13 protein-coding genes are annotated in these 12,734 nt (G+C 61.9%); 8 read left to right on the forward strand and 5 right to left on the reverse strand.

What is annotated here, in order from left to right; all coding sequences use genetic code 11:
- Positions 1–12: 12 nt before the first annotated feature.
- From AC0L3U_RS04140 to dctP, 3 genes are read right to left on the reverse strand one after another with little or no spacing between them, the layout of a single operon-like run.
- Positions 13–1,320, reverse strand: coding sequence for a TRAP transporter large permease (locus tag AC0L3U_RS04140; RefSeq protein WP_249808537.1), 1,308 nt, complete (start codon positions 1,318–1,320; stop codon positions 13–15).
- A complete protein-coding gene (locus AC0L3U_RS04145) occupies positions 1,317–1,871 on the reverse strand; it encodes a TRAP transporter small permease (RefSeq protein ID WP_247300391.1) in 555 nt (184 codons plus the stop codon). Before AC0L3U_RS04145 ends, AC0L3U_RS04140 begins: the two co-directional genes overlap by 4 nt.
- Positions 1,872–1,877: 6 nt before the next feature.
- Positions 1,878–2,876 carry a TRAP transporter substrate-binding protein DctP gene (dctP, locus tag AC0L3U_RS04150; protein WP_247300392.1) on the reverse strand — a complete coding sequence of 333 codons (999 nt, stop codon included), beginning with the start codon at positions 2,874–2,876 and terminating at the stop codon, positions 1,878–1,880.
- A 210-nt stretch (positions 2,877–3,086) separates the two neighbouring features.
- Between dctP and AC0L3U_RS04155 the strand changes: the two genes are divergently transcribed.
- From AC0L3U_RS04155 to AC0L3U_RS04165, 3 genes are read left to right on the forward strand one after another with little or no spacing between them, the layout of a single operon-like run.
- The gene (locus AC0L3U_RS04155) at positions 3,087–4,283 is read left to right on the forward strand and encodes a CaiB/BaiF CoA transferase family protein (RefSeq protein ID WP_247300395.1); all 1,197 of its coding nucleotides are present in this window, start codon (positions 3,087–3,089) and stop codon (positions 4,281–4,283) included.
- A gap of 38 nt (positions 4,284–4,321) precedes the next feature.
- Positions 4,322–5,470, forward strand: a complete 1,149-nt coding sequence (locus AC0L3U_RS04160) for an acyl-CoA dehydrogenase family protein (RefSeq protein WP_247300396.1) — start codon at positions 4,322–4,324, stop codon at positions 5,468–5,470.
- A 12-nt stretch (positions 5,471–5,482) separates the two neighbouring features.
- Positions 5,483–6,574 carry an acyl-CoA dehydrogenase family protein gene (locus tag AC0L3U_RS04165; protein ID WP_473360791.1) on the forward strand — a complete coding sequence of 364 codons (1,092 nt, stop codon included), beginning with the start codon at positions 5,483–5,485 and terminating at the stop codon, positions 6,572–6,574.
- Here the strand turns inward: AC0L3U_RS04165 and AC0L3U_RS04170 are convergent.
- Entirely contained in the window at positions 6,571–7,518 is a 948-nt protein-coding gene (locus AC0L3U_RS04170; protein ID WP_473360792.1) for an IclR family transcriptional regulator, read from the reverse strand. The genes AC0L3U_RS04165 and AC0L3U_RS04170 overlap by 4 nt on opposite strands.
- Positions 7,519–7,619: 101 nt before the next feature.
- On the opposite strand from AC0L3U_RS04170, the gene AC0L3U_RS04175 reads away from it, so the two are divergent.
- Positions 7,620–7,997, forward strand: a complete 378-nt coding sequence (locus AC0L3U_RS04175) for a hypothetical protein (RefSeq protein ID WP_473360793.1) — start codon at positions 7,620–7,622, stop codon at positions 7,995–7,997.
- Here AC0L3U_RS04175 and AC0L3U_RS04180 read toward each other — a convergent pair.
- Entirely contained in the window at positions 7,984–8,787 is an 804-nt protein-coding gene (locus AC0L3U_RS04180; RefSeq protein WP_473360794.1) for an enoyl-CoA hydratase-related protein, read from the reverse strand. The genes AC0L3U_RS04175 and AC0L3U_RS04180 overlap by 14 nt on opposite strands.
- 105 nt (positions 8,788–8,892) lie before the next feature.
- Between AC0L3U_RS04180 and AC0L3U_RS04185 the strand changes: the two genes are divergently transcribed.
- The 4 genes from AC0L3U_RS04185 to AC0L3U_RS04200 all read left to right on the forward strand — a co-directional run bounded on the left by AC0L3U_RS04185 (position 8,893) and on the right by AC0L3U_RS04200 (position 12,713).
- Positions 8,893–9,672 carry an IclR family transcriptional regulator gene (locus AC0L3U_RS04185; RefSeq protein ID WP_247300401.1) on the forward strand — a complete coding sequence of 260 codons (780 nt, stop codon included), beginning with the start codon at positions 8,893–8,895 and terminating at the stop codon, positions 9,670–9,672.
- A 138-nt stretch (positions 9,673–9,810) separates the two neighbouring features.
- Positions 9,811–10,557 carry a dienelactone hydrolase family protein gene (locus AC0L3U_RS04190; RefSeq protein ID WP_473360795.1) on the forward strand — a complete coding sequence of 249 codons (747 nt, stop codon included), beginning with the start codon at positions 9,811–9,813 and terminating at the stop codon, positions 10,555–10,557.
- 130 nt (positions 10,558–10,687) lie between these two features.
- Positions 10,688–11,800, forward strand: a complete 1,113-nt coding sequence (locus AC0L3U_RS04195; RefSeq protein WP_473360796.1) for an ABC transporter substrate-binding protein — start codon at positions 10,688–10,690, stop codon at positions 11,798–11,800.
- A 70-nt stretch (positions 11,801–11,870) separates the two neighbouring features.
- Positions 11,871–12,713, forward strand: coding sequence for a branched-chain amino acid ABC transporter permease (locus AC0L3U_RS04200; RefSeq protein WP_473360828.1), 843 nt, complete (start codon positions 11,871–11,873; stop codon positions 12,711–12,713).
- The last annotated feature ends 21 nt before the right edge of the window (positions 12,714–12,734 follow it).

The raw sequence follows: 12,734 nt of genomic DNA on the forward strand, positions 1-12,734 counted from the left end.
AGGGTATCTCGCTCAAGGCACGGCAGTGACTTGCGAAGGCAGCCACATTGCGATTTCGGGGAAGATCACCAGCAGGCCGAGCAGCGCGAACATGATCAGGTGAAACGGGATCGTGCCCGCGACGACGTCGCTCAGCTTGCCCGACCATATGCTCTGGATCACGAACAGGTTGATGCCGATTGGCGGCGAGATCTGGCCCATCTCGATGAACAGCACCAGGACTACGCCGAACCAGATTGGATCAATGCCGTACTGGACCAGGACCGGATAGAGCAGGGGCACCGTGACCACGATCATGCCGAGGCTTTCGACCAGGCAGCCCAACACCGTGTAAAGAACTAACAGGGCGAAGAAGAACTCCAGCCTGGAAAGCTTCAGGTTGACGAGGAACTGCGTAATCTGCTCGCCGACACCGGCATAACTGATCGCGTAGGAGAACAGGAAAGCGGCATAGACGATGAACAGGATGTTGCCGCAGACGCGCACCGTGGTTTGCAAGGCGTGCCACAGAATCGCGACGCTGAACTCGCCCCAGAACACTGCAATGATCATCGCCAGCACGCAGCCGACGGCCGCTGCCTCGGTTGGTGTGACCAGACCCGAATAGATGCTGCCGATGGTTCCGCCGATCAGCACCATGAACGGGATGACGTCGAGCAGGGCCGCGAGCAGTTCTCGACCCGAACGAGCGCCAAGCTCGCGCGGAGCGATCTCGGGTCTGAACCAAGCATGCATGGCGATATAGCCCATGAACATTGCGGTCAGCAGCAGGCCCGGCATCACGCCGGCCATAAACAGTTTGGCGACGGAGGTCTCGGTGAAGGTGCCGTAGACGATCATCGCGATGCTGGGCGGGATGAGGATGCCGAGCGTGCCTCCCGCCGCCAACGAGCCCGCAGACAGGCGCGGGCTGTATTTGCGTTTCTGCAATTCAGGAAGCGCGACGCGCCCAATCGACGCGGCGGTGACCACGCTCGAGCCGCTGATGGCGGCGAAGATGGCGCAGCCGGCAATGTTGGTTTGCAGCAGGCCGCCGGGAATCCAGGAAACCAGTTTGGACAGGCCGTGATACACCCGCAAGCTCAGCCGGCTCTCCTGCAGGATCTCGGCCATCAGGATGAACAGCGGGATCGCGCTGAGCGTGAAGCTGTTCATGCTGCCCCAACTGACGAGGCCGATACCCTTCAGTCCAGGCAGACCTGCATGCAGCACCAGATAAAGGACAGATGGGACTGTGATCGAAAACGGGATCGTCATTCCCACGCAGAGCAGCCCGACGAAGATCGCCAGGACAAAGATCAGTTCGACGCCCGGAGTCATGACTGCGCACTCCTGCGAAGGCGGCGAGCCTTGGTGAGTATGGTTCGGAGAAGGGCGAGGCAGAGCAGGAACATGCCGATGGCCATGGTGGTCTGCGGCATCCACAGCGGCGTCTGCAGCGGCGTGGGCGCCACGTCCTCCGCGCGCCACGAGTTCATGACCAGGCGCGTCAGCTGCCAGGTAATCGACGCGGAGGCGACCAGCGACATCAGGTCGAAGACGATCTGCGACGCCAGCCGCGCGGATTGTCCGAGGCGGGCCTGAACCAGTTCGACCCGGTGAAATGCGCCATGGGCTTCGGCGACCGACATGCTCAGGAAGGTCATGGCCACCAGCAGATAGCCGCCAATCTCATCGGTGATCTGGAGCGATGTCGCAAACAGATTGCGTGCGATCGCCTCTGCTCCGATCAGGATGATCATGGCCATCAGGAAGAGCGCGCAAATCGCTTCTGAGGCGTTCTCGACCGGGCCAGGGCCCGAGGAGACGTTGTCGATGAAGTGGACGGCGCCGTCAGGCGCCACCTCCTTGATCTCCATGCTGCCAGCCATGATCGATTACCGGCCAAGCGCCGCACGTACCTGCTTGAGCGCGGCCGCAGCATCCGGCCCCTTCGATTTTGCCCATTCATCCCAATAGGCCGAAATCGCCTTGGTGCCGACGTCGAGATCGCCGGGTTGCGGCTCGGTCACCGTCATGCCGCCTTCGGCGAACTTCTTGCTGAGGCTGTCTTCCTCGTCCGCCATCGCCTTGGTGATCAGCGGCATGTTGTCGGTGACGGCCTTGCGGACTTTGGCCTGGATCTCCGGCGACAACTTGTTGAAGCGCTCCTTGTTCACGATGACGACGGAGTTGAAGTAATTGATGCCCAGCCGGTAATTGAACTTGAGCAAGTCCTTCCAGGTGTTACCGCCGCCGGTGTTGGCAGTGAGGACGCCATCGACGATGCTGCGGTCGAGCGCGGACGGAACTTCCGGGGCGCCGAGCGTGACAGGCACGCCGCCGAGCCGCTTGATGAACTCGCCTTGCTCGGGCGATGTCACGCGGATCTTCTGGCCCTTGACTTCGGCCAGCGACGTCAGCTTCTTGCTCGAGAATGCCACCTGGTAGGGATAGAGGTACTGCCCGAGCACCAGAAGGCCCTTCTTTTCGAACGCCTTTTCCAGGTACGGCGCCATGATGTCCGCCGCCTTTTTGTATTCGCCCAGAGACCGGATCAGCATCGGCAGCCGCAGGACGCCGCCAATCGGCACGTTGCCGAGGAAATATCCGTCGTCGCCCATCTGCACGACGTCGTCGCTGACGGCCTGTGTAATCGTGGTGGTATTGATGGGGAGCGAGCCCCCGAGGTGCAGCCGGACCGACAGCTCGCCGCCGGTGTCCTTTTCGATTTGCTCCGCGACGGCACTCATGCCCTTGGCCGCAGCGACTGTCGCCACGGGATTATAGATATAGAGATCCCATTTCTCGGCGGCTGCGGCTGGCGCTGTAAGGCCCGCGAATGCAAATGCCCCAGCGATCACGCCCGCAAAATGGCGACGGCTCGTCGATATCATTGTTTTCTCCCAAGTCTTTTTGTGGTTGGGCGAAACTATGTTTGATCGCGTTCCCGCCAGCAAGAGAGCGGAGGGGCGTAATCAATCGCATATGTGATAATTGGCGTGATCGTGCCGAACCGTATTGATCGGATTGCGATCACGTAGAAGTTGGACGTCCCGCGCGGAACGCGCCGGCCCTCGCGGCCAATTGAATGAGAGAGCTTCGGGATGGACACGACCCCTGCAGACGGCCCGTTGGGCGGAATTCGCGTCATCGACCTGACCAACGTGATTATGGGACCGTTTGCGACCCACATCATGGCCGATCTCGGGGCTGACGTGGTCAAGATCGAGAGCGAGGAGGGTGACTCCTTTCGCACCTATCGCCCCAATCGCAACGAAGGCATGGCCGGCGGCTTTCTCCATCTCAACCGCAACAAGCGCAGCGTCTTGCTCGACCTGAAGCAGCCCGCGGGAATGGATGCGCTGCGCAGGCTGATTGCGACAGCCGACGTGTTCGTCCACTCGTTGCGACCCAAGGCCATCGACAAGCTCGGGCTTAGCTATCAGGCCGTCCGCGCCATCAAGCCTGATATCATCTATTGCGGCGCTTACGGGTTCAGCGAGAAGGGGCCCTACCGCGACAAGGCTGCCTATGACGATATCATCCAGGCCGGCTCCGGGCTCGCTGCATTGCATATGGTCGCGCGCGGCGAGCCGGCCTTCATGCCGACGGTGCTATGCGACAAGCTGTCCGGGCAAGCGATCGCCTATTCGGTGATGGCAGCTCTGTTCCAGCGTGAGCGTGGTGGCGGAGGGCAGGCCATCGAAGTGCCGATGTTCGAGACCACGGCGGAGTTCGCCTATATCGAGCATTTGCTCGGCTTTGCCTTCGAGCCGTCGCTCGGCGACCCCGGCTATGCCCGCGTCGTCAGCCCGCGCCGCAAGCCGTTTCGCACCGGCGACGGTTATATGTGCATCCTTCCCTATTCGGATCGCAACTGGCGCGACTTCTTCGACTTCGTGGGGCGCCCGGAAATGAAGTATGACGCCCGCTTCTTTCCGCTGGTCGAGCGAGTAGCCCATCTTGAGACACTCTACGAGATCATCGAGCAAGAAGCCCCTCGGCATTCTACCGCCTCATGGGTGTCGTTCTGCGACGACGTCAGCATTCCCTGTATGCCCGTCCTGGGTCTCGCCGATCTGCCAAACGACGAACATATGAAGGCGGTCGAGATGTTCAGCCGCGCCGAGCATCCATCGGAGGGAGCATACAAGTCGATACGGGCGCCGGTGTCCTTTAGCTCCTCGCCGTTCCGAATCCGCCGCCATGCGCCGCGGTTGGGCGAACATACGGCCGAGTTGCTCGCGGAGATCGGAGTGCATGTGCCGGAGACAATCTCCCCGAGCGGCAAGAGCAAGTGAGGCGGGTTGATGATGGATATTGTGCCATGGAGGCTTGAATGCGCGCGTTCCGGTTCGAATCTCTGACCTTACCGCCCGAAGCAGACGCGATGCGGCGCAAGGTCCGCGCCTTCCTGAAGGAGGAGCGTGACGGCGGTCGCTACGCCGCACACCGGACATCCTGGTCGACATTCGATCCGGAGTTCAGCAAGCGCGCCGCCAAGGCGGGCTATATCGGCATGACCTGGCCGAAACGCTATGGCGGTGGCGAATACTCCAACTTGCAGCGCTTCGTCGTGACCGAAGAGATGCTGGCGGCCGGCGCGCCGGGCGGCGCGCACTGGATCGCGGATCGGCAGTCCGGTCCGCAGATTCTCAAGCATGGCAGCGAGCGGGCGCGCGAGCTGATTTTGCCTCGGATTGCCGCGGGCGAGTGCTATTTCGGCATTGGCATGAGCGAACCCGATTCCGGCTCCGACCTTGCGGCCGCCCGCACCAAGGCGGACAAGGTCGAAGGTGGCTGGGTGATCAACGGTACCAAGATCTGGACCTCGAACGCGCACCGCGTCCACTACCTGATCGTGCTGGCTCGCACCGAGCCGCCCAGCGAGAACCGTCACGCCGGCTTGTCCCAGTTCATCGTGGATACGGGCTCGGAAGGCATCGAGATCAGGCCGATCATGAACCTGTCGGGAGGGCACGAGTTCAACGAGGTATTCTTCAAGAACTGCTTCGTTCCCGACGACATGATGATCGGAAAACCCGGCGAAGGCTGGACGCGCGTGACGGGCGAGTTGGCGTTCGAGCGCGCCGGCCCGGATCGCTTTATGTCGGATATCAGGCTTCTCGTCGAACTCGTCGACAAGATCGGGCGCGAGCCGAATGAGCGGCAGGCGGTCGAGATCGGCCGGCTCGCGGCTCACTTCGCCACGTTGCGCCGGATGTCGTCGTCGATCGCCGGGCTATTGGAGCGTGGCGAAAGTCCGGTCACCGAAGCTGCACTGGTCAAGGATGTCGGCACGGCATTCGAGCGGGAAGTTCCGGAAGCGGTGCGGAAGCTGTTGCCGGTCGAGGCAAGTCTCGATGATGATGACGAGTATTCGCAGGCGATGGCACATGTGTTGCTGCACGCTCCATCGTTCACCATTCGCGGCGGCACGCCGGAAATCCTGCGCGGGATGATTGCCCGCGGTCTTGGTCTGCGCTGACGGGGAAATGCCATGGAAGACATGTCCGCCATTGTGCTTGAACAGGCCGATCGCCTCTTTGCGCAACACATCGACAAGAAAGTTCTCTCCGCAGCCGACGCCGGGCAATGGCCTGATGAGCTCTGGGGCGCGGTGGAAGATGCCGGCCTGCCGTTGGCGCTGGTGGCCGAATTGAAGGGCGGCGCAGGGCTCGCGCCCGACGTTGGGGCAAACCTGATCCGCAGGTCCGCATTTCATTCCGCGCCGCTGCCGCTGGCGGAGACCATGATCGCCAACGCACTCTGGACCGACGCGGGTGGCGAAGTCATCGCAGGCGCGGTGACGCTTGCGCCGGTTAATTCGAAGGATCGTATCACGCTCGTCTCGGGTGCAGCAGGCATGGCTTTGCAAGGTATCGCCCGGCATGTCGCGTGGGGCCAGCAGGCTCCGACCGTGCTTGTCCTTGCACGCGACGCGAACGGCAAGGCCTTCCTCTGCCGCGTGCCGACTGCCAAAGCGCGTTCGAACAAGACGCGGCGCAACGTCGCCTACGAGCCGCGCGAAGGTGTCGACTTCAGCGGCGTGCAGTTGGCCGTGAGCGATGTCCTGCCGGCGCCCGCCTGTATCGGAGCTGACGGCCTGATGCCATTCGGCGCGGCTATCCGCGTGCAGCAGATGATCGGCGGGATGGAACGGTGCATGGATTATGCGCTGTCCTACGCCAATGAGCGCGTGCAGTTCGGCCGCCCGATCGCGAAATTCCAGGCCATCCAGCACATGCTGGCGATTGCGGCAGGCCACTTTGCCGCGGCGTCTGCGGCAGGCGACGCCCTGACGGAGTCGCCGCGGCTGGGCGACAACGCGCTGGCCGTGGCGATTGCAAAAGCACGATGCGGTGAATCGGCCGGTCAGGTCGCGGCCCTGTGCCATCAGGTCCATGGCGCAATGGGGTTTACCCAGGAACACCCGCTGCACTACGCCACCCGGCGGCTCTGGTCGTGGCGCGACGAATGGGGCGCGGAGCCCTGGTGGCAGGAAAAGATCGGCCGGATGATCTGCGCGCAAGGCGGCGAGGGCCTATGGCCGCTGCTCGTCGACCGACCGGTAGCCGCCGGCGCGGCCTAAATTGAGGCTGTGGGGCGAAGATAGCGCTGCACGACATCGTTGAGCAGCGTGACGATCTCCGTCTGCCGCCGCGTGATGTCCTGGAGAGGGCCGGATACCGCGACCGCAAGCGCGCGGTTCCAGCCGTCGATGCCCTCGGGCAGCGGCACGGCAATCGATCCCGCGCCCGGCGTGACGAGGCCGGCCGAGAAGAAGAACCCCTCACGCCGCGTGCGCTCGACGTTTTCCAGCACCTGATTGATGTCGATCCGGGATATGTCGAGCGCGGCTTCCGCGTTGGTGCGCGTGCACAAGCTGCGGATCTCCTTGTCGCTGCTCGAAGTCAGTAGCGAAAACCCGGTGGCCGACCAGACCACGAGGCGTCTGGACCCGGGCGGGACATGAAAGCGCATCGTCGCGCGGGCCTGCAAAACGTGAATATACTGCGCATAGATTCCGGTCCGCGCGGCGATGATGACGGTGTCGCCCGTTTTATGGGACAGCTCTTCGAGCATTCGCATCAGGCTGCCGTTTCTGACGGGGCCCTTGTCGAGCCAGGTCCCGAGCAGGGTGACGCGCGGTGAGGGCAGGAAGCTGCGGCTTTCCTGCAGATAATCCATGTAGCCGAGCTCGACGAGGCAGTTGAGCAAGATCGAGGTCGACGATTGCGGAAATCCCAGCCGCTCGGCCACTTCGGCCACGCGCGCGTCCCGCTGGATCTCGTCGAAGAACTCCAGAACTCGCAGCACACGTCCCGCAGACTTGACCGATCCCGCGGCCGGCGGGCCGTAGCTCGTGGCTTCCGTGATCTGATCGTCCGCTGTCGCTCTCTTGCTTTTTCTGGCCATCGTCTGATTGTGCCGGCTATACTGCGGAGATCCGGTGATGCCGAGTCGACATTCTGATTTCATGTCTATCTGACGGCAGGTTAGTCGGGTCGCGCAGGCAGGTCCAGCCGAGTGCATCGACAGGGCCGGTATCCCGTTTCAGCGTAACCGTGATGACTTCCACATCGTGCTCGGCTCTAATATACGGCGACGGTGAATGGTAGGCGTCTGAGTCGCTTGTGAGTTTCCAGCTTTCGATCCTGAAGATTCTCGACGGCCAGACCGACGGACGCGCCAGCCTCGAGGTCATCAAGCAGCACCTTGCCGTCCTCTATACGAGTGGCCAGGAATGGACCGGACGGATGAATCGGCTTGCCGAACGTGCGCCGGATCTTGATATCTTCGGCCACAAGCTGGTCGTGCGCGAACCGGGCGTGTGGAGCATCACCGAGGAAGGCCGCAGCTTTCTCGTCATCCTCGAGCGGCCCGCCGCGGTCCATCGCGAAATTGCGTCCGCCGAGCCGAGCCCGGCCGTCCCGATTACGGGGGGCAAGCACTCGGCCGGTACCGCATTTTCGTTGAACGACGCATGCGCCCTCGCGCTCACCTGCCGGTGAAGCGCGGCGCCCGCTTCTCGATGAAATGGGCAACGCCCTCTTTGAAGTCTTCCGTCACGCGGCAGATCGCGACTTCGCTGTTCGCGAGCTGCGTGGCTTCGGCCAGGGTTTGCCGGGGAGCCGCGGTCAGTTGCTGCTTGATGATCCGCATCGAGCGGGGGGAGCAGAGTTTGGCGAAGTCTGAGGCCGTCTGTTGCACGGTCTCGCGAAAAGTATCCGCGGGCAGCATTCTGACCAGGCCGAGCCGCTCGGCTTCCGCCGCCTCGACCACGCGGCCCGAAAGAAGAAGGTCCGCCGCGTTCATCGGCCCGATGAGCTGACGCAACATCCAGGCGCTGCCGTGCTCCGCGATCAGGCCGCGCCGGGCAAAGGACGTGGTCAGTTTTGCGCCAGCTGCCATGAAGCGGAGATCGCAATACAGCGCGATGCAAAGACCAACGCCCGCGACCGCGCCATTGATGCCCGCAATGATCGGTTTGGGAACGGCGAGCAGGTAGCTGTAGCGCTGCTCCAGATCGTCGTCGCTTATGGGGGGAACGACGGGTGCGGCGGTTGCGGTTCCCGACAACGCGTCGGAGAGGCGGCCCATGTCGGCGCCGGCGCAGAAGCCCCGGCCCGCGCCGGTGATCACGATCGCGCGCACGCCGTCGTCCTCGGACGCGATCGCCATCAGGCGGCGCAGCTCGATCTCCATGACCGGCGTCCAGGCGTTCATCTTGTCCGGCCGGTCGAACGTGATCGTCGCGACGCCATCGGACACTTCGAACTTCATCTGCTCGGCAGAAACCATGGTGACCTCCGTTGGCAAGCCTTCTAGCAAACGCTGGAAATCCGCGAAATGGCTTTCGTCTACGAGAAAACTTTTCTATCTATGTGAAAAAGCAAGCGAGGAAGCATGTCCAAAGAGGTCATCAAGACGGCCAAGCGGCTGTTCGAGATCCTGGAATATTTCGATGAAGTGCAGCGGCCCTTGAGTCTCAAGGAGGTCGCGCTGCGCTTCGGCTACCCCGTCTCAAGCGCGTCCGCGGTCCTCAAGAGCATGGTGGTGCTCGGTTACGTCGACTTTGACCGCTATTCGCGGACCTACATGCCGACGATGCGTATCGTGCAGCTAGGGCACTGGGTGCAGGGCGCGCTTTTTGGCGAGCGCGGAATTTCGGCGCTGGTGAACCACCTCAACAAGGAAACCGAAGAGACCGTCAGCATCGCGACCCAGAGCGACCTTTACATGCAATATATCCATGTCCAACCTTCGCCGCGCACGATCCAGTTTTCGATCAAGCCCGGGACGATCCGGCCGCTCGCGCGTTCGGGCCTCGGATGGATGCTGCTGAGCGCGCGTTCGGACGAGACCATCGAGAAGCTCGTGCGCCGCATCAATTTCGAGGAGGAAGACCGAAAGAAGAAGGTCGACCTGAAGGAGCTAATGCAGAAGCTCCGTAAGATCCGCAAGGATGGTTACGTCATCTCCCTTCACACTGTAACGGCCGGAGCGGGCGTCATCGGGATGTTGTTGCCGGAGCGGCGCCACGGCCGCATCCTGGCGATCGGCGTCGGCGGTCCGGTCGAACGACTGGTATCCAAGCGAACTCAGATCCTGAGATCGCTGCGCGAAGGCATCGACAAATTCGTTACGCGTGAGGATCGCGCATCCGCGACAAATGCCCGCAACTGAACGGATCGATTTTCACATATCTGTAAATACGCGCGCATATCTGTAATGCTCTGGCTTTCAGCTACGTCCCGGCACATTCTTCCGCCCACTCCACGCCTCGAACGCGCGGGGATACAAGATGGTTAGAAGGGTGGAGTCGTGCAGGAGAAGGTCGTCGATCTGAAAACCAAGGACGGGGTGATGAACACGTACGTGTTTCACCCGGACCGTCCAGGACCGTTCCCTGTCGTCATCTTCTATATGGATTCGGTCGGCGTCCGCGAGGAGCTGTCCGACATGTGCCGACGTCTGGCGACAGTCGGCTATTACGTCGTCATGCCGAACATGTACTACCGCATGGTCCGCTGCGTCGATCTCGACGCGAACCGGCTGTGGGACCCCGCCTGCGCGGATAAGCTGGAGTTCATGTGGAAGCTCAACCGCCACCTGACCAACACCATGGTGATGGAAGACACCCAGGCCATATTCGACTTCCTGGCCACTGAGCCGACTGCGCGGCAGGGCAAGACGGGATGTGTCGGCTATTGCATGAGCGGCCGCTACGTCTATCGGGCGATGGGCGTGTTTCCCGATCGCATGGCCGCCGGCGCCTCCGTCTACGGCGCGCGCCTCGTCACTGACCAGCCGGACTCCGCCCATCTCGTCACCGACAAGATCGAGGGCGAGATCTACTTGGCGCTGGCCGAGCATGATCACTACGCGCCTCCCGAGATGCTCGAGCAGGTATTGCGGGCGATCAAGACGACCGGCATCAACGGGCGGATGGAATACTATCCGGAAGCCGAACACGGCTTCGCTTTTCCAACCCGGCGCCTCTACCACAAGGCCAGCACAGAGCGGCATTGGGAGCGCCTGTTCGATCTCTTTCAGCGCAATCTGAATTGAGCTCGGGCGCTGAGTCCATCAGAAATCAAAGGAGCCGCCGCGTTGCCGCGGGCTGGCGAGACAAATCATAGGGGGAAGAACGATGAAGCGTGCGGATCGCCGAAATGTAATGTTGTCTTTGGGGGCCATCGTGGCGGCGACTGTGCAGCTCGCTGGCGCGCCCGGCGCGATGGCGGCTGACCCGGTCAAGATCGGCCTTGCGCTGCCTCTGAGCGGCGCAGCGGCGACTTATGGGCAGGAATTGCAGCGCGGCGCTGAATATGCAGCCGACCTCGTCAACCAGCGCGGCGGCATTCTCGGCGGCCGGAAGATCGAACTGGTCTTCGAGGATGAGAAGGGCACGCCGCAAGGCGGCGTCGCCGCGGTCCAGAAGCTGATGTCGGTGGGGCGCGTAAAAGCGATAACCGGGGGGACGAACAGCTCGGTCGTGCTTGCCGAATCTTCGGTCACTAAGAAGCGTATCCTGCAAGTAAACGCTGGCGCGCAGGCTGATGCGATCACCGATCAGGGCAGTCCCTGGCTGTTTCAAATCAACAACACGGTGTCGCTCAACTCCGAATCGTTCAATGCCTACATCGTCAAGACGCTAAAGCCGAAGACGCTCGCCTACATGGGCGAGAATTCCGAGTTCAACAAGACGGTCCTTGAGAAACTCAAGGCGAGCCTCCAGTCCGCAGGCATTGAGCTGGTGAGCATCTCTACCTATGACGCCGAGACTAACGATTTCACGTCCATTCTCACCAAGATCAAGGCGAGCAATCCGGACATGATCTACGTCGCCGACGCCTATCCGGCGCGCGCCGCACAACTGTGGAAGCAGGTGCGCCAGCTCGGCGGCTTCAAGATCGAGGTGATGTCGCCGGGCGTGGTGACGCCGGGCATGATCAAGCCATCGGAGGGCGCCATGAACGGCGTCATTACGGGAGAGATATTCATGGCATCAGATCCCGGCGCCGAAGGCAAGGAGTTCGTCGAGAACTATCAGAAGAAGTTCAACTCCTCTCCGGGAAAAGGTGAGCTTGTGATCTTCGAGGCGATTAATCTCATCGCCGCCGCGATGGACAAAGCCGGTACCGACAGCGACTACGACAAGATCTCGAAAGTCATCCGCGAAAACTCCTGGCCGAGCCCGAGGGGACTGCTCAAGTTCGACGAGAAGGGCAGGGCGCGGGCGCCGTACTTCTACATTCAACGAGTCGAAAACGGGGCTGTCGTCCAGGTCGAGCGCGTCGCCTCGAACTGACGATCGCGCGGATCAAATTTAGAAGGCACGTACGGCTTTGGAACTTCTGGTTCAAACCCTCGTCAACGGATTGGTGCTTGGCGCCGGCTATGCCGTCATCGCCGTAGGCCTGACGCTGATCTTCGGAATCGTGGGCATTGCAAACTTCGCCCATGGTGCGTTCTTCGCCATGGGCGGCTATGCCTGCTACCTGCTGACGTCGCGAGGCATGAACTATTTCATCGCTGTTCCGTTGTCGGTGCTGATCGTTGTGGCCATTGGCGCCATCACTGAATGGGTCGTCATTCGTCGCAGCCTGTATGGCGATTCACATCACGGCTCACTGATCGTCACGTTCGCGCTCGGTCAGGCGGCGGTGGCCGGATTGATCCTGATCTTCGGGCCGGACCCGCTCCCGGTGACATCGCCGCTCGGACAAAGCACGATGCGATTTCTCGGAATCTTCGTGACGTCGCAACGCGCGTTCATCTTTGTCTGTTCAGTTCTCGTGCTCGGCGCGCTCGGTCTGTGGCTCCGTCTGAGCATAAAGGGCCAGCAGGTCGTGGCCGTCGCCCAGAACGCGCGTGGCGCGCTCTATTCCGGCATCGATGTTCCCTGGATCCGCGCGCTGGCCTTCGTGCTAGGCGTCGCCGCCGCTGGTCTTGCAGGCGCGCTGTTGGCGCCGATCTCGACGATCTATCCGACCATGGGATACAGCGCCTTGATCGTCGGCTTCACGGTCGTCATCCTGGGCGGGATGGGCAGTATTCCGGGCGCGATGCTGGGTGCGCTTCTGATCGGTGTCGCCAACGCGCTGTTCGAAACTTACGTCTCTGTCTCGTGGACGCCCGCGCTGGGCTGGGGCCTCGTCATCGCCACGCTGCTGTTCCGACCGCAAGGACTGCTTGGCCAAGTCCAGCAGCATCGGCACTGAGATGGCAATCCAGGATTTCGG

The organism is Bradyrhizobium sp. Kon69 (genome assembly GCF_055807515.1).

What these genes read in the sequence shown, in the direction of transcription:
- AC0L3U_RS04140 (WP_249808537.1), bottom strand. Translation starts at nt 1,320, where the DNA reads ATGACTCCGGGCGTCGAACTGATCTTTGTCCTGGCGATCTTCGTCGGG.
- AC0L3U_RS04145 (WP_247300391.1), bottom strand. Translation starts at nt 1,871, where the DNA reads ATGGCTGGCAGCATGGAGATCAAGGAGGTGGCGCCTGACGGCGCCGTC.
- dctP (WP_247300392.1), bottom strand. Translation starts at nt 2,876, where the DNA reads ATGATATCGACGAGCCGTCGCCATTTTGCGGGCGTGATCGCTGGGGCA.
- AC0L3U_RS04155 (WP_247300395.1), top strand. Translation starts at nt 3,087, where the DNA reads ATGGACACGACCCCTGCAGACGGCCCGTTGGGCGGAATTCGCGTCATC.
- AC0L3U_RS04160 (WP_247300396.1), top strand. Translation starts at nt 4,322, where the DNA reads ATGCGCGCGTTCCGGTTCGAATCTCTGACCTTACCGCCCGAAGCAGAC.
- AC0L3U_RS04165 (WP_473360791.1), top strand. Translation starts at nt 5,483, where the DNA reads ATGGAAGACATGTCCGCCATTGTGCTTGAACAGGCCGATCGCCTCTTT.
- AC0L3U_RS04170 (WP_473360792.1), bottom strand. Translation starts at nt 7,518, where the DNA reads ATGCACTCGGCTGGACCTGCCTGCGCGACCCGACTAACCTGCCGTCAG.
- AC0L3U_RS04180 (WP_473360794.1), bottom strand. Translation starts at nt 8,787, where the DNA reads ATGGTTTCTGCCGAGCAGATGAAGTTCGAAGTGTCCGATGGCGTCGCG.
- AC0L3U_RS04185 (WP_247300401.1), top strand. Translation starts at nt 8,893, where the DNA reads ATGTCCAAAGAGGTCATCAAGACGGCCAAGCGGCTGTTCGAGATCCTG.